Annotated in this window: 18 protein-coding genes; 5 read left to right on the top strand and 13 right to left on the bottom strand. The window is 69.5% G+C overall.

Annotated elements, in window-relative coordinates; genetic code table 11:
- Positions 1–8 precede the first annotated feature (8 nt).
- Positions 9–1,127, bottom strand: a complete 1,119-nt coding sequence (ald, locus tag N2M23_RS09905; RefSeq protein WP_265445197.1) for an alanine dehydrogenase — start codon at positions 1,125–1,127, stop codon at positions 9–11.
- A gap of 37 nt (positions 1,128–1,164) precedes the next feature.
- Positions 1,165–2,529 (bottom strand): aspartate aminotransferase family protein, encoded by a 1,365-nt coding sequence (locus tag N2M23_RS09900; RefSeq protein ID WP_265445196.1) that lies wholly within the window; start codon positions 2,527–2,529, stop codon positions 1,165–1,167.
- Between the two features lie 160 nt (positions 2,530–2,689).
- On the opposite strand from N2M23_RS09900, the gene pdxR reads away from it, so the two are divergent.
- Complete coding sequence (gene pdxR / locus N2M23_RS09895) at positions 2,690–4,186, top strand: MocR-like pyridoxine biosynthesis transcription factor PdxR (protein WP_265445195.1); 1,497 nt, start codon at positions 2,690–2,692, stop codon at positions 4,184–4,186.
- Here pdxR and N2M23_RS09890 read toward each other — a convergent pair.
- Both N2M23_RS09890 and N2M23_RS09885 read right to left on the bottom strand, forming a co-directional pair.
- A complete protein-coding gene (locus N2M23_RS09890; protein WP_265445194.1) occupies positions 4,111–5,508 on the bottom strand; it encodes an MFS transporter in 1,398 nt (465 codons plus the stop codon). The two genes, pdxR and N2M23_RS09890, sit on opposite strands and share 76 nt — an antisense overlap.
- A 10-nt stretch (positions 5,509–5,518) precedes the next feature.
- Positions 5,519–6,784, bottom strand: a complete 1,266-nt coding sequence (locus tag N2M23_RS09885) for a hydroxyacid-oxoacid transhydrogenase (RefSeq protein WP_265445193.1) — start codon at positions 6,782–6,784, stop codon at positions 5,519–5,521.
- Positions 6,785–6,896: 112 nt separating this feature from the next.
- On the opposite strand from N2M23_RS09885, the gene N2M23_RS09880 reads away from it, so the two are divergent.
- Positions 6,897–7,691, top strand: a complete 795-nt coding sequence (locus N2M23_RS09880) for an IclR family transcriptional regulator (RefSeq protein ID WP_265445192.1) — start codon at positions 6,897–6,899, stop codon at positions 7,689–7,691.
- A 5-nt stretch (positions 7,692–7,696) separates the two neighbouring features.
- On the opposite strand, the gene N2M23_RS09875 is transcribed toward N2M23_RS09880, so the two are convergent.
- Entirely contained in the window at positions 7,697–8,389 is a 693-nt protein-coding gene (locus N2M23_RS09875) for a GntR family transcriptional regulator (RefSeq protein WP_265445191.1), read from the bottom strand.
- A gap of 16 nt (positions 8,390–8,405) precedes the next feature.
- On the opposite strand from N2M23_RS09875, the gene N2M23_RS09870 reads away from it, so the two are divergent.
- Positions 8,406–11,249, top strand: a complete 2,844-nt coding sequence (locus tag N2M23_RS09870) for an FAD-binding and (Fe-S)-binding domain-containing protein (protein ID WP_265445190.1) — start codon at positions 8,406–8,408, stop codon at positions 11,247–11,249.
- A 46-nt stretch (positions 11,250–11,295) separates the two neighbouring features.
- A complete protein-coding gene (locus N2M23_RS09865; protein ID WP_265445189.1) occupies positions 11,296–12,156 on the top strand; it encodes an alpha/beta fold hydrolase in 861 nt (286 codons plus the stop codon).
- 32 nt (positions 12,157–12,188) lie between these two features.
- Here N2M23_RS09865 and N2M23_RS09860 read toward each other — a convergent pair whose 3' ends face one another.
- The 5 genes from N2M23_RS09860 to hisC form a co-directional block, all read right to left on the bottom strand.
- Positions 12,189–13,670 (bottom strand): dihydrolipoamide acetyltransferase family protein, encoded by a 1,482-nt coding sequence (locus N2M23_RS09860; protein ID WP_265445187.1) that lies wholly within the window; start codon positions 13,668–13,670, stop codon positions 12,189–12,191.
- 292 nt (positions 13,671–13,962) lie between these two features.
- Positions 13,963–14,982, bottom strand: coding sequence for an alpha-ketoacid dehydrogenase subunit beta (locus N2M23_RS09855; RefSeq protein ID WP_425270234.1), 1,020 nt, complete (start codon positions 14,980–14,982; stop codon positions 13,963–13,965).
- Positions 14,983–15,020: 38 nt separating this feature from the next.
- Positions 15,021–16,247 carry a pyruvate dehydrogenase (acetyl-transferring) E1 component subunit alpha gene (pdhA, locus tag N2M23_RS09850; protein WP_265445184.1) on the bottom strand — a complete coding sequence of 409 codons (1,227 nt, stop codon included), beginning with the start codon at positions 16,245–16,247 and terminating at the stop codon, positions 15,021–15,023.
- Positions 16,248–16,428: 181 nt separating this feature from the next.
- Positions 16,429–16,647 carry a hypothetical protein gene (locus N2M23_RS09845; protein WP_265445182.1) on the bottom strand — a complete coding sequence of 73 codons (219 nt, stop codon included), beginning with the start codon at positions 16,645–16,647 and terminating at the stop codon, positions 16,429–16,431.
- Between the two features lie 92 nt (positions 16,648–16,739).
- The gene (gene hisC / locus N2M23_RS09840) at positions 16,740–17,828 is read right to left on the bottom strand and encodes a histidinol-phosphate transaminase (RefSeq protein WP_265445180.1); all 1,089 of its coding nucleotides are present in this window, start codon (positions 17,826–17,828) and stop codon (positions 16,740–16,742) included.
- A 72-nt stretch (positions 17,829–17,900) separates the two neighbouring features.
- Here hisC and N2M23_RS09835 point away from each other — a divergent pair, with 72 nt between their 5' ends.
- The gene (locus N2M23_RS09835) at positions 17,901–18,296 is read left to right on the top strand and encodes a phage holin family protein (RefSeq protein ID WP_265445179.1); all 396 of its coding nucleotides are present in this window, start codon (positions 17,901–17,903) and stop codon (positions 18,294–18,296) included.
- A gap of 18 nt (positions 18,297–18,314) precedes the next feature.
- Here the strand turns inward: N2M23_RS09835 and N2M23_RS09830 are convergent, their stop codons facing one another.
- The 3 genes from N2M23_RS09830 to N2M23_RS09820 all read right to left on the bottom strand — a co-directional run bounded on the left by N2M23_RS09830 (position 18,315) and on the right by N2M23_RS09820 (position 21,163).
- Complete coding sequence (locus tag N2M23_RS09830; protein WP_265445177.1) at positions 18,315–19,229, bottom strand: NUDIX hydrolase; 915 nt, start codon at positions 19,227–19,229, stop codon at positions 18,315–18,317.
- Positions 19,230–19,261: 32 nt separating this feature from the next.
- The gene (locus N2M23_RS09825) at positions 19,262–20,233 is read right to left on the bottom strand and encodes a L,D-transpeptidase (RefSeq protein WP_265445175.1); all 972 of its coding nucleotides are present in this window, start codon (positions 20,231–20,233) and stop codon (positions 19,262–19,264) included.
- Positions 20,234–20,326: 93 nt separating this feature from the next.
- On the bottom strand, positions 20,327–21,163 hold the full coding sequence (locus N2M23_RS09820; protein ID WP_265445174.1) for a hypothetical protein: 837 nt from the start codon (positions 21,161–21,163) through the stop codon (positions 20,327–20,329).

Below are 21,163 nucleotides of genomic sequence, written 5' to 3'. Positions count from 1 at the left end.
GTCGGTCCCTATCCGCCGATGACCTCGGCGATGGGCGTCCACGCCATACCGTGTGCCTGCGCGACCGCCTCGTTGGTGACCCGGCCCTCGAAGGTGTTCAGGCCACCGGCCAGGGCAGCGTCGGTGCGCATCGCCTGCTGCCAGCCCTGGTCGGCGAGCGCGACGGCGTAGGGCAGGGTGACATTGGTCAGTGCGTAGGTTGAGGTATTCGCGACGGCACCAGGCATATTCGCCACGCAATAGAACGTCGACTGGTGCACCTGGAAGGTCGGCTCGGCGTGCGTCGTCGGGCGGGAGTCCTCGAAGCAACCGCCCTGGTCGATCGCGATGTCGACCAGCACGCTGCCCGGACGCATCCGGCTCACCATCTCGTTGGTGACCAGTCGCGGAGCGCGTGCGCCGGCGACCAGCACCGCGCCGATGACCAGGTCGGCCTCGGTGACCGCCTTGTCGATGTCGAACCGGTTGGCGGCGAGCGTCTTGACCCGGCCGTTGTAGCGGCGGTCCAGAGCGCGCAGCTTGTCGACGTTGGTGTCGAAGACGGTGACGTCGGCCCACATGCCGACCGCCATCGCGATCGCGTTCATGCCGGACACGCCGGCTCCCAGCACGACGACCTTGGCGGGGCGGACTCCGGACACCCCGCCGAGCAGCACGCCGCGTCCACCCTGTGCCTTCATCAGGTGGTGCGCGCCCTCCTGCGGCGCCAGGCAGCCGGCTACCTCGCTCATCGGGTAGAGCAGCGGCAGTGCGCCGTTCCTCAACTGCACTGTCTCGTATGCGATTCCGGTGGTGCCGGCCGACACCAGCGCGTCGGTGCACTCCCCGCTGGCTGCGAGGTGCAGGTAGGTGAAGAGCGTCAGGTCCTTACGCAGCAGGTGGTATTCCGATGCGATCGGCTCCTTGACCTTCAGTACCATCTCGGCGATGCCCCAGGTCTCCTCGGCGGTCGGCACGAGCTGGGCACCCGCCGCTTCGAACTCGGTATCGGTGATCGACGATCCCTCACCGGCACCTTGCTGGACGTAGACGCTGTGTCCGTGCTCGGTCAGCTCATGGACGCCGGCTGGCGTTGCGGCAACTCGATATTCGTGGTTCTTCACCTCAGCGGGGACGCCGATGCGCATGGTTTTCTCGCTTTCTGGTCGATCAGATGTGGAAGATTCAGGACCGCACGTAGCTGTCGGTGGCGGTGAGCACGGAGTCGACGCACCGGAAGAGGTGATCGAGCACCTCGCGGTCGGCGATCAGCGGCGGGGAGAGCATCAGCATGGTCGCGCCGCGGTCGTCCGGGCGGGTGATCAGACCGACGTCACGCATGGCGGCTGGCATCACCTCGCGCACCAACGCACCCGCCTGGTCCGTGGTCAGCTCCCGGCCCGACTCCCGGTCACCGGTCAGCTCGAGTGCATAGAAGTACCCCGTGCCGCGCCACTCGGCGAGCGTCGGGTGTGCCTGCACCAACTGGTCGAGTTGTTGCTGGAAGTACGGCTCGTTGTCCCGCACTCCCGCCAGCACCTGCTCCTCGTCGAGCGCGTTGAGGTTGGTGAGGGCGACCGCGGTCGAGACCGGGTGACCGCCCCAGGTCGCACCGTGGGTGAACATGCCGGCCGACGGTGAGTCGAGCAGTGCCTGGGCGAGCGGTTCCCGGATCAGCACGCCACCGAGTGGTGCGTAGCCGGACGTCGACCCCTTCGCGAAGGTGATCAGGTCGGGCGTCACGCCATACTTGGCGGATCCGAACCACTCCCCGAGCCGGCCGTAGGCGCAGATCACCTCGTCCGCAACCAGCAGGATGCCGTATCTGTCTGCGATTGCTCGCAGTTCGCGCCAGTAGCCATCCGGCGGCACGAGCGCACCGCGGGAGTTCTGCACCGGCTCGGCGAAGATCGCGGCGATGGTGTGCGGGCCCTCCTCCTCGATGATGTCCACCAGCGCGCGCAGCGACGGCAGGTCGGCGGCGGTGCCGCCCTCCGGCACCTGCTCTCCGAGGGTGTTGGGGAAGTGCCGCACACCGGGCATGAGCGGCCCGAACGGCTCCTTGTACTTCGGGATCGCAGTGACGGCAAGGGCGCCGAGCGTCGTGCCGTGGTAGGCCATCTCGCGGGACAGGATCTTGGTGCGCTCCGGCTGCCCCTGGCTGCGCCAGTACTGCCGGGCGAACTTCACCGCCGACTCGACTGCCTCGGAGCCGGAGTTGACGAAGAAGACGGTATTCAAGTCACCCGGCGCATGACCGGCGATCGTCGCCGCGGCCTCGGCCGCCATCGGGTGTGCCGCGGACCAATTGGTCCAGTAGGCAAGGGTTTCCATCTGCTTGGCGGCTGCAGCAGGTATGTCGCTGCGACCGTGGCCGATGTTGACGCAGAAGAGACCGGCAAGGCCGTCGAGGAACTTGCGGCCCGAGTCGTCATACAGATAGCAGCCCTGGCCACGTTCGATGATGGGCAGGCTGTTGTCGCGCCACACCTGGCCACGGGTGAAGTGTGGGAACAGGTGGCTTTGCGCGAGCGCGCGGGTGTCAGCCATGACGACCTCCGTTGGACGCTTTTCGATTTGCGGTGCACCCACCACGATGGGGCGGGAGACTGGACCACAGAAGTCCCAGATCTGGTCCGGTTGCAGGACCCAGCAGGCGAGAGTTCGAATTCGCGGAACCTGCCCTCGCCGGACCGACCGGGTTGGTTTCATGGCCGAGGCCCGGGTCCGCGCGAAGGAGGTGATCAGGATGGCGCTCACGCTGTTGCAGCTCGACCGGGACAGCGCCGAACCGCTTTACCGCCAGGCCCGTCGCGCTCTCGAAAACGCAGTGACTACTGGGCTTTTCGACCTTGATCAACCTCTGCCCAGCTCGCGCGCGCTCGCCGATGAGCTGGGCGTCTCCCGCAACACGATCAAACTCGCCTACGAGGAGTTGATCGCCGAGGGCATCGTCATCAGTCACGAGCGCAAGGGGCTCTTCGTCAATCCCGACGTGCAGTCGGCGCTGATCAACGCGCCTGACCGCACGCCTGGCATCGACTGGTCGCGCCGCACGCGTGGCTTCCCGGACGCCCGGCTGCCGCACATCGAAAAGGTCGCCGACTGGTCGAGTTACCCCTATCCGTTCCTTGCCGGGCAGGTGGACGTGCGCAGTTTCCCGGTGCGCGCGTGGCAACGAGCGCTGCGGGAGTCGCTCTACCACCCGCACATCTACCCGTCGCTGCAGGACAGTCTGGGCTCGGACGACCCGATGCTCGTCGACGTCGTACGACGGCAGTTGCTGCCGGCGCGCGGCATCGAGGCCGAGCCCGAGGAAATCCTGATCACCGTCGGCTCGCAGCACGGCCTGGACCTGCTCGGGCGAAGCCTGCTGGGCAGCAGGAGCACGGTGGCCGTGGAGTCCCCGGGCTACCTTGATGCGCGGCACATCTTCGCCCGCACCGGGGCGGCGCTGCGACCGATGTCGGTCGACGGCGACGGGGCAGTGCCTCCAACGGATTTCGCCGGGATCGACCTGGCGTACGTGACCCCGAGCCACCAGTCGCCGACCAATGTCACGCTTCCGATGGAGCGACGGCTGCACTTCGTGCAGCGTGCGGCGGCCGCCGGGACAGTGCTGGTCGAGGACGACTACGACTCGGAGTTCCGCTACCAGGGCCGGCCGAGCCCGGCCCTGAAGGCCCTCGACAACAGCGGCGACGTGGTCTATCTGGGCACCTTCTCCAAATTCCTGTCGCCTGGCCTGCGGCTGGGCTACCTGGTGGCCCATCGCGACCTGGTGCGTGAGTTGGCCGAGATCCGGCGTTACGAATTGCGCCACCCTGCAGGGCAATTGCAGCGCGCGATGGCACTGTTCATCGGTAGTGGCGACTACCACCGCGCGCTGCGCAGGCAAAAGGCGAAGCTGCAGCAACGCTGGCTGACCATGACCGACGCCGTCGAGCGCCTCTTTCCCTTCCCGACCGGGGACTTCCCACCCGGCGGGGTCAGTCTCTGGATGCGCGGCCCGGAGGGTTTCGACGCTCGGGTGCTGGCCGAGCGGGCCCGCGGTGCGGGCGTGCTCATCGAGCCCGGGGATGTCTACTTCCCCGCAGCCGATGCGCACGCCCGCCGTCACTTCCGCCTCGGTTATGTGGCGATCCCGTTGCGGGCAATCGAGCCAGGGGTGCGGGTGCTTGCCGAGCTGATCCGCGAACTGCCCTGACCAGACCGCACCGACCGCTTGCTCGAGCGCTCTCCCGGCGTGCGGATGAGCAGGGTGCAGATCGCGGAGACGACTCCGGTGAGGAGGAAATAGCCGATCAGCAGCCCGGTGCCGCCGCCGGCCCTGTCGAGCAGCCAGGTCAGCACGAGTGGGGTCAGGCCGGAGGCGAAGATGCCGGACATCTGGTAGACCACCGAGATCCCCGAGTAGCGCACCCGCACCGGGAACAACTCCGCGAAGAACGCACCCTCCGGTCCGTACATCAGTGGATAGAGGACGCCGAGCGCGAGCACGATCCCGAGACCGGCGAGCCACGGATCACGCGTGTGCATCAACGGGAAGACCAGCAGCGGCGCGACGGCGGCGAGCACCGCGCCGGTCGCATAGACCCGCCGGCAGCCGAATCGGTCTGCGAGCGCGCCGCTGACCGGGATGAGCACCAGCAGCAGACCGGCCGCCGCCATCACCGCGAGCAGCGCGGGCTGCCGAGCCATGTCGAGTGTGCCGGTCGCGTAGCTGATCGAAAAGACCGCCCAGGCGTTGAACGCAACACCCTCGATCCAGCGAGCGCCCATGCCCAGCAACAGGTTTCGACGATTATCGGCATCGGCGAGCAGCTCCTTGGCGGGGATGACAGCTGCCCCGTCGCCCTGCTCCATGTCGCGAAAGGCCGGTGTCTCCATCACCCGGAGGCGCACGATCATGCCGACCACGACGAGCGCCAGACTCAGCCAGAAGGTGATCCGCCAACCCCAGGCGTTGAAGGCCGAGTCACTCATCACGGCTCCGGCGGCGGCGAAAACACCTGTGCCCAGGAGCAGCCCGAGTGCAAGGCCGGCCTGCGGCGTCGACCCGAACAACGCCTTCCTGCCCTTCGGCGCATACTCGACCGACATCAGCACGGCGCCGCCCCACTCCCCGCCGATCGCGATCCCCTGCAACAGGCGCAGCACGATCAGCAGCACTGGCGCAAAGAGGCCGATCTGGCTGTATGTCGGCAGGCAGCCGATCAGGAACGTCGCCCCGCCCATGATCAGCATCGTCATCACCAGCGTGCGTTTGCGGCCGACCCGGTCCCCGATATGACCGAAGATCAGCCCGCCCACCGGCCGGGCAACGAAGCCGAGCGCGAAGGTGGCGAACGCGAGCAGGGTGCTGACCGCCGGGTCGTCGGCCGGGAAGAACTGCTTGTTGAAGATGATCCCGGCGGCGACCCCGTAGAGGAAGAAGTCGTACCACTCGACGGTCGTCCCCATGATGCAGGAGGCCAGCACTGCGCGCACCTGCGATCGGCTGGGTCTCGGAACGGTCTGGTCACTCATAGCGAAGTCCTCACAAGGCGGCCCGGAAGATGTCCCCGAGCGCTTCGGCGGTCACCGGTCGCGGCACGACCGACAACTGGCGGGTCTGCTTCATCGCTCCGGCGACCAGGTTGTCGACGTCGCCCGCGCCATACCCGAATGACGTGAGGCGCGTGGGGATCCCGATGTCGGTCATCAGCTCGCTCAGCACACCGGCGAGCGCATCCGCACCGTCGACGCCGGTGAATGTGCGGCCGCTGAGCAGCTCGGCGGCCCGCAGGTGACGAGCCGGGTCTCCCGGGTAGGTCCAGCGGAACACGTGCGGCGCGGTGACCGAGACCGCCTGGCCGTGCGGCACCATGGGCATCTCGGGGTAGCCATCGGCCTTGTAGGCCTGGACGGCGCCCGCGATCGGGTAGGCATTCGCATGCGGCAGGTGAGTGCCGGCGTTGCCGAATCCCGTTCCGGCGTATGTCGATGCGAGCGCCATCTGGGTGCGCGCCTGCAGATCGCGGCCGTTCATCACCGCGCGCCGCAGATTGGCGCCGACCAGCTTCAACGCCATCTCGCACCAGACGTCGCTGATCGGATTGGCACCGCAGAAGGCCGGGCGCTTCATCGGGTCCTCCGGTGCGGGTTTGGAGTCGAACGGCACGCTGGTGTAGCTCTCCAGAGCGTGTGAGAGCACATCCATGCCGCTCGCCGCGGTCACCTCGGCAGGCATCGTCAAGGTGGTCGTCGGGTCGACGATCGCCAGGCACGGCCGCAGCGCCGGGTGACTGATCCCCGCCTTGAGGTGCAGGCGGAGCATGTCGATGACACAGATCGTGGTCGACTCCGAGCCGGTGCCCGCGGTGGTCGGGATCGCGATCAACGGCCGCAGCGGCTCGGTGGGCGTGCGCCCCGCGCCGATCGGCGGTGTCACGAAGTCCAGCAGCTCGCCGTCGTGCGTCGTCAACAGATTCACCGCCTTGGAGGTGTCGATGGCGGACCCGCCGCCGACCGCGACGTAGGCGTCGTACTCGCCGGCGCGCGCGAAGTCGATCGCCTCACCGATCGAGTCGTCCGTGGGCTCGACGCCAACCCGGTCGAACAGCGTGACGTCGAGTCCGGCCGCTTCCAGGGAGGCGACGACCTGAGCGGGCACACCTGAGGCAGCGACGCCCGGATCGGTGAGCACGAGCACGGACCGAGCTCCGCGGTTGCCGACCTCCGCGCCCACCTCCTGCAGCGCACCGATGCCGAACTTCAGCGGCGGCGCCGCCCAGGTGAAGACCGATTCGTTGTCCAGAGCCATGCTGACCTCCGTCATAATGTGGTGATTATCGCCACATTAAGCACATGTGTTCCAGGTCACAAGGATTTCCCGGAAAGCGGAACTTCTCCGCGGCCGGGCTAGAGTCGGCCGAGTGGTGAATGCAGCAGGCGGCGCGCCAACCGGAACCCAGGCGATCGAACGAGCGCTCGCCGTGCTCTCTGTGCTGGCCTCCGGTGGCGAACTCGCCATCGGTGAGATTGCTGACCGCACCGGTCTGACCGCCGGCACGGCGAGCCGCATCGCACGCGCACTGGCAATCGAAGGCATGATCCGCCGCAACCCGGCCACCGACCGCTACCACCTCGGCCCGCGATCGGTGGCGTTAGGCCGTGCCGCCGAGCGTGTCCTCGGCCTCGACAAGGCACTCCCTGAGCTCCGCAAACTCGGCGAATCCACCTGCGAATCGGTCAATCTCGCAGCGCGAGAGGGAGACGAGTCGGTCGTGCTGCTCAGAGTGCAGTCGACCCTCCCGCTGCGCTTCGAGCAGTATGTCGGGGCTCGCTTCCCGCTCTACAGCACCGCGTCAGGCAAGGCCATGCTCGCCTTCGGCGAGGCCGGCGACGACTATGTATCCCGTCTACCGACGACGCTCGAGCCGATAGCACCGGGCACCCTCGCGACCCGCTCTCAGCTGGCCCGGCAACTTGAGCAGATCCGCGAACGCGGCTACGCCATCGACATCGAGGAAAACGTCGAGGGCGTCCGGTGCGTCGGGGCACCAGTGCTGGACGACGAAGGGGTGGCGCGGGCGGCCGTCGTCCTCCAGGCGCCCGCAGTGCGCATGCGCAAGGAGCGGATCGAAGAGCTCGGCCCGGCAGTGGTCGCGACCGCCCGCGAGATCTCCCATGTCATACCCGATCCGGCGGCACTGCGCGCCCAGGGCTGAGCACCTCATTCGTCCTCGTCGACCAGCCGATCCCACGCGGCCCACGCCTCGTCGTCGCCGTCGTCGAAGGCCTGCTGCACCAAGAGCCGGCCGGTCGCGATCAGGTGACGCCGCATCGACATCGCGGCCCGTGCGCCGTCGCCTGCCGCGATCGCGGCGACGAACGGCTCGTGCTCGTCGAGGATCTCCGAAAGCGAACGAGACCGACCAGCGGTCGACGCGCCCAGCAGCCTGGTCGCGTCACGCAGATCGGCGATCAGAGCGGTCATCCGGGCGTTGCCCACGGCCTCCAGGATCGCCGCGTGCAACCGTTGATCCGCCGACGCAAACCGTGCCGAATCCCCTTTGGCAGCAGCAGTTCTCATCGTTTCGAGTGCCAAGGTCGCCGTGGGGTTCCGCACGTCGGCAGACGCCGGGAGAGCCGCCGCGCGCGCAGCACCCAACGGCTCCAGTGCGAGACGCAACGCGAAGATCTCGGCGATGTCGTGCCCGGATGGGCGCACCGCGCGGAAGCCGCGGTTGGGCACGAACTCGATCAACCCGGCACCGGCAAGGCTGAGCAGACCCTCCCGCACGGGCGACCGGGACATTCCGAGCAGATCGGCCATCTGCGGCACCGAGTAGAAGGCGTCGCGCTCGATGGTCCCGTCATACAGCCAACCGCGGACCCGCTCCGCTGCCTGTCCCGCCAGAGTCATGAGTAACATGTTACCCATGACTCTGCTTGCCAACCTGCGCGCCGCCGGGCTCGAGGTGCGTGACGACTCCACGACGCGCGCGGCCTACAGCGCCGACGCCTCGCTCTACCGGGTGCCACCGGTCGCCGTCGTGTTCCCGCGCTCGGCCGAGGAGATCGCCGCCGCACACGCGACGGCGCGCGCCGAGGGCATCCCGCTCGCCGTGCGCGGGGCGGGCACCTCCGTGGCCGGCAATGCGGTTGGGCCCGGCATCGTGCTGGATCTGTCACGGCATTACGCGCGGGTGCTCGAGCTCGACGCAGAGGCTCGCACCGCGCGGGTGCAGCCAGGTGTTGTGCAGGAGCAGCTCCAACGCGCAGCGGCGCCGCACGGCCTGCGCTTCGGCCCCGACCCGTCGACCTCGACCCGCTGCACGATCGGCGGGATGATCGGCAACAACGCGTGCGGGTCGCGCTCCCTCGGCTACGGGCGCACCGTCGACAACGTCGTGGCGCTGCACGGGTTGTGGGGCACGGGAAGCGAATTCGCGCTCACCTCGGGCGTGGTGGAGTCGGACGCGACCCGCGAGGCCGCCGCGCTGCGCGACCTCGCCGGTGGCGAGTTGGCCCACATCCGCACGCAATTCGGCCGATTCGGCCGTCAGGTGTCGGGCTACTCGATGGAGCATCTGCTGCCAGAGCACGAGCGGGACGTCGCGCGCTTCCTGGTCGGCAGCGAAGGCACCCTCGCCGTGGTCACCGAGGCCACCGTCCGATTGGTGCCGGACCCTGCGCACCGCCGGATGATCGCACTGGGCTTCCCCGACATCGCCGCCGCGGGCGATGCCGCACCGGCCGTGCTTGCGCACCGACCGACCGCGTGCGAGGGTCTGGACGCCCGGCTCACCGACGTGCTGCGAGCCCGACGGGGTGACGGTGCGGTGCCCGACCTGCCCCGTGGTGGTGCCTGGCTCTTCGTCGAGGTGAGCGGTGACGACCTCGCCGAGGTCGAGGCGAGAGCTGCTGCGGTTGCTGGAGATTCGTCACTCGGCGCTGTCGATTCGCGAGTCGTGACCTCCCCCACCGAGACGGCGGCGCTCTGGCGGATCCGCGCGGACGGCGCGGGGTTGGCGGGACGCTCGCCTGCCGGCAGGCCGGCCTGGCCGGGCTGGGAGGATGCCGCCGTGCCGCCGGACCAACTGGGCCGCTATCTGCGCGACTTCGACGCGTTAGTGTCCGAGCACGGGCTGACCTCGGCACCCTTCGGACACTTCGGCGACGGCTGCATGCACGTGCGGCTCGATCTGCCGCTGCAGCGCCCGGACGCCCGAAACGTGCTGCGATCCTTCATGATCGACGCCGCGAAGCTGGTCGGCAACTACGGCGGGTCGTTGTCCGGCGAGCACGGAGACGGCCGTGCGCGCAGTGAGCTGCTCCCCCACATGTATGACGCGAAGTCACTCGCGCTCTTCGGCGCCGCGAAGCAGCTCTGCGACCCCGACAACCTGCTCAACCCCGGCGTGCTCGTCGACCCGGCGCCGCTGGACGCCGACCTGCGCTTCCCGGCTCCGGCCGCACCCCGCGGCCGCGGTGACCGCCCGGCACCACTGGCCCTCGCGTGGGCCGCCGACGGCGGCGACTTCTCCCAGTCGGTGCACCGCTGCACCGGCGTCGGCAAGTGCCGCGCCGACAACACCGGCAGCGGCGGCGTGATGTGCCCGTCCTACGGCGCGACGCGCGAGGAGAAGGACTCCACTCGCGGTCGCTCCCGGGTGCTGCAGGAGATGATCAACGGCTCTGTGGTGCAAGCGGATTGGGCGGCGCCGGAGGTGCACGAAGCGCTCGACCTGTGCCTGTCCTGCAAGGGGTGCCTGTCGGACTGTCCGACCGGCATCGACATGGCGTCGATGAAGTCCGAGGTGCTGCACCAGACCTACCGTGGCCGGCGCCGGCCGATCTCGCACTACTCCCTCGGCCGGCTGCCGCAGTGGCTGCGGCTGGCTGGTCGTGTCCCGCGCCTGTCGCGCGCCGCGATGCGGGTCGCCGACCGGGTCGGCGTCTTCAAGACCGCCGGTGGGGTGGACGCTCGGCGTTCGATCCCGGTCATCGCGCCGGTGTCCTTCGCGCGGTGGGCAGCCGGTGCGGGGCTCCCGTCATACACACCGGAAGTGGAGCGACCGGTGCTGCTGTGGGTCGACACCTTCACCGACTCCTTCACCCCCGAGGTCGGCGAGGCGATGGTGCGGGTGCTGCGCGATGCCGGTTATCAACCGGTGCTGCCACCCGCCCGTGGCTGCTGCGGCCTGACGCTGATCTCGACCGGCCAGCTGGATGCCGCGAAATCGACTCTGCGCAAACTGGTTTCGACGCTCGCACCCGCTGCGCGCGCCGGTGCGCCGATCGTGGGCGTCGAGCCCTCGTGCACCGCCGTGCTGCGCCATGACCTGACCGAGCTGCTGCCCGATGACCCAGACGCCGCGGTGGTGAGCGCCGCGACCGTCACCCTCGCCGAGTTGCTGCAACGCACCGACGGCTGGACACCACCGGACCTGACCGGCACCCGCGTCATCGCCCAGCCGCACTGCCATCACCACGCGGTGATGAGCTGGGACGCCGATGCCGCGTTGCTCGGCCGGGCCGGTGCCGAAGTGCGCAGGATCGGCGGATGCTGCGGCCTGGCGGGCAATTTCGGCGTCGAGCGCGGGCACTACGACGTCTCGGTCGCGGTCGCCGAGACCAACCTGCTGCCCGCGGTGCGCGACGCCCGGCCGGGTGACGTGATCCTGGCCGACGGATTCTCCTGCCGCACCCAGCTGCGCGACCTCGCCGGGGCCGACGGCATACACCTGGCGCAGTTGCTCGACGGGCGACGCAGCTCGTAAGCAGGTGTGACGTGAGGCACACGGCCGCTTACGGGATGCTGCAGCCATGCCCTTCCTCGACCTGCCGCTCGCCCGCGTCCACTACCTCGACCTCCCGCCGGCCGCCGCACCGGTCGGCACGCTCGTCCTGCTGCACGGCTTCACCTGCGACCACCGGCTGATGAGCGGCGCCTTCGAACCGGTGCTCGAGCGGCACCCGGGCTGGCGCCGGGTCTACCTCGACCTGCCGGGTCATGGGCGGAGCACCGCGACGGCCGCGTTGCGCGGCACCGACGACGTTTTCGCCGTCGTACAGGAGGCGGTGCGGCAGCTCGTGCCCGAGGGTCCGCTCGCTCTCGCCGGCGAATCGTACGGCGGTTACCTCACGCAGGGCCTACTCACCGCCGACTCAGGGCGGTATGCCGGGGCGTGCCTTGTCGCACCGGCCGTTCTGGCTGCGTTCGCCGAGCGCAAGGTCCCGGAACATCAAGTGATCGCCCGGCAACTCGACGAAATCGAGATCGATCCGGAGTCGGCCCACGCGCTCGGGGTGGTGCAGACACCCGAGACGTTCCGCCGCACCGCGATCGAGGTGCAAACCGGCATCGACAGCGCCGATCCGGCCGTCATCGCCCGGATCTCGGCCGACTACCGGGGCGCATGGGAGGGCTCGGTGCCGCTGTTCGACCGCCCCGGCCTGGTCGTCACCGGGCGCCAGGACGCGGCGGTGGGGTACGCCGACCAGTTCGCGCTGACCGCCGGCTGGCCGCGCACCACCTACGCCGCCCTCGACCGGGCCGGACACAACGTGCAGATCGATCAGGCCGCAGTCTTCGATGCGCTGGTGGGAGACTGGCTGGCCCGCGTCACCGAATCCCTCGACGTGGCAACGGGTTCCACGGGCGACTCCTCTCGTAACCGACAGTGACGCGACGCGCACTGTCGGTTACGAGAGGGCGATTATCCCCAGACGAGTGCGCGCGCCGGGTCCTCGAGCAGCGCGGCGATGTCGGCCAGGAAGCGCGAGCCGAGGTCGCCGTCGATCAGCCGGTGGTCGAAGGACAGCGACAGCTGCGTCACCTGCCGCGGCACGATCTGGTCGACGCCCTGCTCGTCGGTCACCACCCACGGCATCTTGCGCACCGCGCCGAAGCACAGGATCGCCGACTCGCCAGGGTTGATGATCGGGGTGCCGTTGTCGACGCCGAAGACACCGACGTTGGTGATCGTGATCGTCCCGCCGGACATGTCGGCCGGCGGCGTGCGTCCCTCGCGGGCGGTGCCGACCAGCTCACCGAGCGCGGTGCCGAGCTCGAGCATCGACATACGGTCGGCGTCCTTGATGTTGGGCACGACCAGGCCCCGAGGCGTCGCCGCGGCGATGCCGAGGTTGACGAAGTGCTTGAGCACGATCTCCTGAGCTGCCTCGTCCCAGGTCGCGTTGACCTCCGGATTGCGTTTGATCGCAACGAGAAGCGCCTTGGCGAGGATCAGCAGCGGGGTGACCTTGACGTCGCGGAAGTCCCGGTCGCTCTTCAGCCGGTCGACCAGCTCCATCGTGCGCGTCATGTCGACGGTGATGAACTCGGTGACGTGCGGCGCGGTGAACGCAGACCCGACCATCGCCTGCGCGGTCATCTTGCGCACGCCCTTGACCGGGATGCGGGTCTCCCGCTCCCCGTCGTATGACGCAGGCCCCGCAAATCCGGCGCGCTGGGCAGCCCCGGCCGGCGACGCAGCAGCGCCGCCGGCGATGAACGCCTCGACGTCGGCGCGGCTGATCACGCCGTCTTCACGCGACGAGGTGATCTGCGACAGGTCGATCCCGTTGTCCTTGGCGAACTTTCGCACCGGCGGCTTCGCGAGCACCTTGCCCGAGGCAGCGGCGGTGGGCGTCGCCGGGGCAGCGCCCCGCGCGGACCTGCTGGGTGCGCCATCCTGCGCGGGACGAGTGGGCGCGGTCGGCACCGAGTCGGTGGCGACGTGCGCGTGCAGGTCGGGCGGGGGCAGCGGGTCACTGGTCGCGACGTGCTCGTGGTGTCCGTGCAGGGCGCGGCGGGCGCGGCGCTTCGTCGAGCCCTCGACCGCGCCGTAGCCGACCAGGTTGGCGACGCGCTCGCCCGAATCCGCCTCTGGGGCAGGCGTTTGCGCCGGTGCTGCCGCATCACCTGCGCCAGCCGGCGCCGGATCGTCCTCAGCGCCGGCGACGTCGATCGACACGATCGGCGCACCGACGTCGACGGTCGTGCCCTCGTCGACGAGCAGCTCGACGACCGTGCCCTCCCACGGGATCGGCAGCTCGACCAGCGACTTCGCGGTCTCGATCTCGACCACGATGTCGTTGACCTTCACCGCGTCGCCCGGCTTGATCTTCCAGGTGACGATCTCGGCCTCGACCAGACCCTCACCGGGGTCAGGCAGCTTGAACTGCTTCACGCCCATGAAATGTGTTCTCCTTCAAGTATTTTCGCCGGGCTGGCCTGGGAACCCGTGCACAAGTCGAAACGGTTGCGGGTTACGCACGCCGCAGCCCCGTCGCGCGTGCACAAGTCGAAACGGTTGCGGGTTACGCACGCCACAGCCCGGTCGCGCGTGCACAAGTCGAAACGGTTGCGGGTTACGCACGCCACAGCCCGGTCGCGCGTGCACAAGTCGAAACGGTTGCGGGTTACGCACGCCACAGCCCCGGAACCCGTGCACAACTCGAAACGGTTGCGGGTTACGCACGCGCCCATCAGTAGCTGAGCGCCTGGTCGACGCTGTCGAGGATGCGGTCGAGGTCGGGCAGAAAGTCTTCCTCGAAACGCGACGGCGGGTAGGGGATGTTGTAGCCGCCGACCCGCATGACCGGCGCCTCCAGGGAGTAGAAGCACTCGCGCTGGATCTGCGCCGCGAGCTCGGCACCCATGCCGAGGAAGGTCGACGCTTCGTGCACCACGACCGCGCGGCCGGTCTTGCGCACCGACGCCATGATCGTGTCGGTGTCGAGCGGCGACAGCGAGCGCAGGTCGATCACCTCCAGCGACTTGCCCTCGCCCTCCGCCGCGGCCGCGGTGTCGAGCGCGGTCTTGACCATCGGGCCGTAGGCGATCAGCGTCAGGTCGCTGCCTTCGCGGGCGACACGCGCTGCGTGCAGCGAAAGCGGTGCGCCGGCTTCCTCGTCGATCACGACCTCCGCGCGCTCGTGGTAGCGCCGCTTCGGCTCGTAGAACATCACCGGGTCGTCCGACGAAATCGCCTGCTGGATCATCCAATAGGCGTCCGCCGGGTCGGCGCAGGTGACGACCCGCAGACCGGCGGTGTGCGCGAAATAGGCCTCGTTGGACTCCGAGTGGTGCTCGACGGCGCCGATGCCACCGCCATACGGCACGCGGATCACCATCGGCACCCGCAGGTGCCCGAGCGAGCGGGCGTGCATCTTGGCGACCTGGCTGATGATCTGGTCGAACGCCGGGTAGATGAACCCGTCGAACTGGATCTCGACCACCGGGCGGTAACCGCGCAGCGCGAGGCCGACCGCGGTGCCGACGATGCCGGACTCGGCGAGCGGGGTGTCGATGACCCGGTCCTCGCCGAAGTCCTTCTGCAGGCCCTCGGTGATGCGGAAGACGCCGCCGAGCTTGCCGACGTCCTCACCCATCAGCACGACCTTGGGGTCGTCCTCCATCGCCTTGCGCAGACCGGCGTTGAGACCCTTCGCCAATGACAGTTTCTGGATCGCCGGTTCGTTCCTCACCGCCGATCCTGAATTCATGCCTTCTGGCCGTCCTTCGGTCGGTCCTGCTGCGGCCATCAGTGAGCTCCCTCGGTCGCGTCGGCGAATGACGCCAGATAGTCGACGTATTCGGCCTTCTCCCGCTCCACCATCGGGTGCGGATCGACGTAGATGTCGTCGAACATCGTCGGCTTCTCGGGGTCGGGCATCGTCTGCGCGGCGGTGCGGATGCGGGCAGCCAGCTCGTCGGCCTCCGCGTCGACCGCGTCGAAGAACGCGTCGTCCGCGTGACCCTTGCTGGCGAGGAAGCCGCGCATGCGCTTGATCGGGTCCTTCTCCCGCCAGATGTCGACCTCGGCGGCGATGCGGTATTTGGTCGGGTCGTCGGAGGTGGTGTGCGCGCCCATCCGGTAGGTGAACGCCTCGATGAGCGTCGGCCCCTGCCCGGCGCGGGCCGCGTCGAGCGCGGCCTTGGTTACGGCATACACCGCGAGCACGTCGTTGCCGTCGACCCGCACGCCGGGGAAGCCGAAGCCGCGGGCGCGCTGGTAGGGCGGGATCCGGAACTGCTTGTAGTTGGGCTCGCTGATCGCCCACTGGTTGTTCTGCACGAAGAAGACCATCGGCGCGTTCGCGACACCCGCGAAGACCATCGCCTCGTTGTAGTCGCCCTGCGCGGTGCCGCCGTCGCCGGTGAAGGCCATCACGGCGGCGTCCCGTGCCTCGTCGCCGGTGCCGACGTCGCCGTCGCGCTGGATGCCCATCGCGTAACCGGTCGCGTGCAGCATCTGGTTGCCGATCACGATCGTGTAGAGGTGGAAGTTGTTGGCGTTGCTGTCCCAGCCGCCGTGATTGACGCCGCGGAACATGCCGAGGAGGTTCTCCGGCGGGACACCCTTGCACCAGGCGACACCGTGCTCGCGGTAGCCGGGGAAGGCGTAGTCCTGCGGGCGCATCGCGCGGCCGGCGCCGACCTGCGCGGCCTCCTGGCCGAGCAGCGAGGGCCAGAGTCCGAGCTCGCCCTGCCGCTGCAAAGCGTGCCCTTCGGCGTCCATCCGGCGCACCAGCACCAGGTCGCGGTACATCGAGCGGCCGTCTTCGGCAGTGAGGTCCTCGACGATCTGCGCGTAGTCGCGGTTGGCGTCGGTCGTGGCCAGCCGGTTGCCGTCGCCGTCCACGAACTGGACCATGTCTGGCCCGCCGTCGGTGATGTCGTGTTCCATGGGCGAACTGACCACCGTTTCGTGATGTTGCACGGAGTTCGGCTCCCCCACGGGCGCCGAATCCATTGCGTCGTCGTGCATGTCCACTCCTTCGTGGGCCGCCGCGGGCGGGTGAGCCGCGACTGCGTACGTGCCTGGTGCCACGGGGTCTCCGGGCGGGCGCGAAGCCCGTCGTCATACCTCTGTCCGGGTATGACGGGGCTCACACTTGGTTACGTTCGAAGGCTACCCGGGCAACTTCCCCCGCCCGAATCGGGGAGCGTTACCCGCCGGTATGACGGGAGTCGCGCTCGGCGCGCTCCTCAGCGTCGACCAGCGGCGCATCGACCGGCGCGACCACGACGCCGTCGTGCTCGACCGGTGTCGGGGTCTGCCCGTTCTCGCTCCCGGAGCGCGCGATGCGGGTCTCGGCGGCGGCACCGGCCAGTGTCACGGTGACGATCGAGCCCATCACCGTGAGCATTCCTCGCCTGGTGACCATCGTGGGCGCTCTCCCTCGCTCCCGGTATCCGCCCTCAAGGCTCCTCCCGGTCGCGGGTCGTGGCCAGCACCGACACGCGCTCCGGCAGGACATCAGCGACCGGCGAACTCCTTGGCGACCTCGAGCAGTCGGTCGGTCGCCTCCACCTCACCGACCGTGCACCGCACGCCGTCGCCGGCGAACGGCCGGACGACGACCCCGGCGGCCTCCGCAGCCGCCGCGAAGTCGAGCGCCTTGGGCCCGAGCGGCAGCCAGACGAAGTTGGCCTGGGTGTCCGGCACCGGATAGCCAAGGTCGCGCAGCCCGATCAGCAGGCGGTCCCGCTCGGCAACGATGTCCTGGACCCGCTGGTCGAGCTCGTCGTAGGCGTCGAGGCTGGCGATCGCGGCGCGCTGGGCGATGTCGGACACCCCGAACGGCACGGCGGCCTTGCGCAGCGCCTCGGCCACCGGCTCGTGCGCGATGCAGTAACCGACCCGGAGGCCGGCAAGGCCGTAGGCCTTCGAAAATGTCCGCAGCACAGCGACATTCGGGTGTTTGCGCCAAACGTTGAGCGCGTCGGGCACGTCGTCCGCGCGCACGAACTCCAGGTAGGCCTCGTCGAGCACGACCAGCACGTGCGGCGGCACCCGCTGCAGGAACTCGTCGAGCTCGTCGGCACGCACCGCCGGTCCGGTCGGGTTGTTGGGGCTGCAGACGATGACCAGCCGGGTGCGTTCGGTGATCGCGTCCGCCATCGCCGCGAGATCATGACGCGACTCCTGCGTGAGCGGCACCTGCACCGACGTCGCACCAGACAGACCGACCACGATCGGGTAGGCCTCGAAGGACCGCCACGCGTAGACGACCTCGTCACCCGGCTCGCAGGTGATCTGCAACAGCGAGCCGAGGATCCCGACACTGCCGGTGCCGGTGGCGACCTGCTCGGGCTTGACCTCGAAGCGCCGCGCGATCGCGTCACGCAGCTCGGCAACGCCCATGTCGGGGTAGCGGTTCATCGACAGCGTGGCGTCCTGCACCACCTTGACCACCGAAGGCAATGGCGGATAAGGGTTTTCGTTGCTGCTGATCTTGTAGGTGGTGCGCCCGGGCTGCTCCGCGGCGGGCTTGCCGGGCACATATCCCGGGATCGCCGAGAGGCTCGCGCGCAGCCGGACTTCTGGTGGTGTGGCCTCCGTCATACGGCTCAGCTTAAGCGGTGACGCCGCGCGGCAAACGGGGCCTGGCCCCGGCCGTTGTGCCAAGCTGAGCGCATGCAGAACTTCCTCATCAAGACCGGTGTCAACGCGGTCGCCCTGTGGATCGCGGCGCTCGTCGTGCCGGGCATCACGCTGGCGCAGTCGGGTGAGTCGACCGGTGCGAAGGTGCTCACGGTCATCATCGCGGCGCTGATCTTCGGGGTGATCAACGCGATCGTGAAGCCGATCGCGACGTTCTTCTCGTTCCCGCTGATCATCCTGACGCTCGGGCTGTTCACCTTCGTGGTGAACGCGCTGATGCTGCAGATCCTGTCGTGGTTGTCCGACCCGTTGGGGCTGGCCTTCCACGTCGACAAGTTCTTCTGGGACGCCATCCTCGGCGCGCTGGTCGTGTCGTTCGTGAGCCTGCTGATCAACATGCTGCTGCCCGACCAGCTCGAGACGCGGTAGAGCACCTCGGGCGAGCAGTCACCAGGCGACGGGGCGCCCGTCCTCGAGGTAGGCCGTGCCGGTCCCGGCGTCGAGCGCGGCGATGGCCTCCCGCACCACCCGCACCGTGTAGTCGGCGGCGTGCTCCTCCAGCAGCTCCTCGTCACACCAATGTATGGCGCGAATCTCTCGTGGTTGCAATCTCGCTTCGGCGATCGCCGACGGGTCTGCCTCGACCTCGAAGAGGAAGAGCGTCGCGTCGTCCCAGCCGCGCCAGCTGGGCAGCCAGCTGACCGCGGCCAGCGATCGGATGCGCCCGGTGATGCCGAGCTCCTCGGACAACTCCCGCAGCACCGCGGTCGCCGGCGACTCGAAGGGGTCGACGACGCCGCCGGGCAGATCCCATGGCTTCTTGTAGACCAGCTCGCAGGCCAGCACCCGCCCGTCGGCGTCGCGGATCAGGGCCTGCGCGATCGCCCGCTTGGTGGGCAGTGAGCTGTTGAGCCATGCGGTGAACGCGTCGCGGGTCGACGGCAGCGCGTCGGTGGCCAGGCGGCTGAGCAGGACGGCGTCATACCAGCCGTCGGCGTCCTCGGCGTAGTCGCGGACCACGCCCTCCTTGCGCATGCCGGCGCGGGCCGCTGACCGGATCGCGTGCCGGTGCCGCCGGTCCACATGGGCCTCGACGCGGCGCAGCCCGAGGGTGTCGAAGGCTTGCTCGATCACCAGCTGCAGAGCCTGATGACCAAGACCGCGGCCCCGGAAGTCGGGCGCGATCTGCCAGGAGACGTGCCCGGTGCTGTTCCGGTGGTCGCAGACCTGCAACTCGACCCTCCCGGCGTCCCGCCCGTCGACCTCGACGGTGAAGGCACGCACCGACGGCGTCCCGGAGCGCGGCCGCAGGACGAAGCCGTCGCCGCTGAGGATCGACTGATCGGGTGCGACGTCCGGCATGAAGCCCAGCCTAGTGAGGCAGGCGGCGCGGATCAGCGGGCGATGTCCACCGGCGTGCCGAGCGGCATCCGGTGGAACACGTCGAGGGTCGCCTGTGGCACCCGCACGCAGCCGTGCGACACCGCACCGACCCGGCCGGACGCGGTCGGCCATCCGTGCACCGCCACCGTGCCAGGACCCCCGCCATACGTGTCGAGGGTGTCGGAGTGCACGCCGAGCACGAACGTCGACGGCGTGTAGGAACCGGGCGGGCTGTCGAATTTGGTGAGCAAGAACGTCTGCCCGACCGGTGTCGGGGTCGCGGGCAGTCCCTTGCCGGCGGGCCAGCTGCCGACGCGGCGCGTCCCGTCATACACCGTGATGGTGTTCGCCGACAGAGACACTGTCGCCCGCCAGTTGGTATGGCGCAGAGTCACTTTCGAGGACGGCACCCACGCAACGGCGCCATTGGGTCGCGTCGGCAAGCGCACCTGCACCCAGCCGGGCTGCTTGCCGATCACCGGCAGCCAGGTGGCCAGGCCGAGCTGCGTCGCGGGGATCCGCGCGATGGCCGGCCCGCCGGGAGAGCGGTAGGCGACGGTGCTGCTCGCGAAGCCGGCGACGTTGCCGTTGCTCGGCGTGCCGAGGTCGACCGGGGCGCCGTCGATGCGTCCGAAGGTGTCAGCGCTCGGCAGCCCGGCGGGTGCTGCGGCGGGTTTCGGCGGGGTCCGCTGAGCCGGGGTCTTCGCCGGTGTCGTGGTCCGCGTCGTGCTCGGCGTCGTGCTCGGCGTCTTGGCGGTCCAGCTGCGCGCGGGGGTGGCGCTCGGCAACGCGGACGCGGTCGAGGACTCCCGAGCGGTCGGGGTCGGCGGCTGCGGGGCCGGATCCCCCGGCAACGAGGTCCCCGCGGAGGACGTGGCGGACGCCGTTGACGGCACGGCGCGGTCGGTGGCCGAGCTGCCACAGGCGGTGAGCAGCAGCAGCCCGCCGGTGAGCAGGAAGGCCGATCGGCCGGGCTTGGTCATGGCGACTCCGGGAGGTGCGGGCGGGAAGTGGTTGCGCCCCCGACCTCGCGTGGGCGGGGTCGGGGGCGCAACCGGCCGTGACGGGGCCGAACGTCAGCCGGTGACGGGCAGCGTCGTCGTGGTGGCCGTCGGGGTCGGCGGCTCGGTCGGGCTACCGGTCGGCGAACCCGTCGGGCTGCCGGTGGGCGACCCGGTCGGCGTGCCGGTGTCGGTCGGCGTGCCCGTGCCGGTCGGCGAACCCGTGGGGCTGCCGGTCGGCGAGGTCGGGCCGGTCGTCGGGCTCGTCGGGCCGGTGGTCGGCGAGGTCGGGCCTGTGGTCGGGCTCGTCGGGCCGGTGGTCGGCGACGTCGGGCCCGTGGTCGGGCTCGTCGGGCCGGTGGTCGGGCTCGTCGGGCCGGTCGTCGGGCTCGTCGGCGACGTCGGAGGCGTGGTGCCGGCCTCACAGTCGGCACCGGCCAACGCGACGAAGGTGCCGTCGCCGAACGCCTTGCTCATGTCGATGTAGGCGCCGGCGGTGTGACCACCGACCTTGACCGAGCCGAAGGTGACGGTGTCGATCGCACCCGGGGAGTTGGCGAACTTGGCCAGGCTGACCGCCTGGCCCGCCTGGTAGGTGCCCGGCGCGCCGCCACCGGTGACGGTGGTGACCGGCTTGCCGTCCGCGCAGGTGACCTTCACGGTGACGGGCGCTCCACCCATCAGCGAGAACGTGCCCGAGCCCACCGCGGCGGTCCCGGCGAAGGTGCCGTAGGAGTCGGCGTAGCTACCGGTCTTCCAACCGCCGCTCGCCTCGGCGCTGGTGCTCGCGGCCCAGTTCACGCCGTAGTACGCGCTCGCCGCGGAGCTGCTGTTACTGGTGGCCACCAGGGCCCCTGCCGCCGCGACGCCTGCCACGAGCGACGCGCTGAAGAGCGCTGTGTTGCGCTTCAT

This window comes from Flexivirga meconopsidis, assembly GCF_026162425.1.
Lineage (GTDB): Bacteria > Actinomycetota > Actinomycetes > Actinomycetales > Dermatophilaceae > Flexivirga > Flexivirga meconopsidis.
Note: the sequence above shows the minus strand (reverse complement) of the source record. Positions and strands in the feature narration are given on the sequence as shown.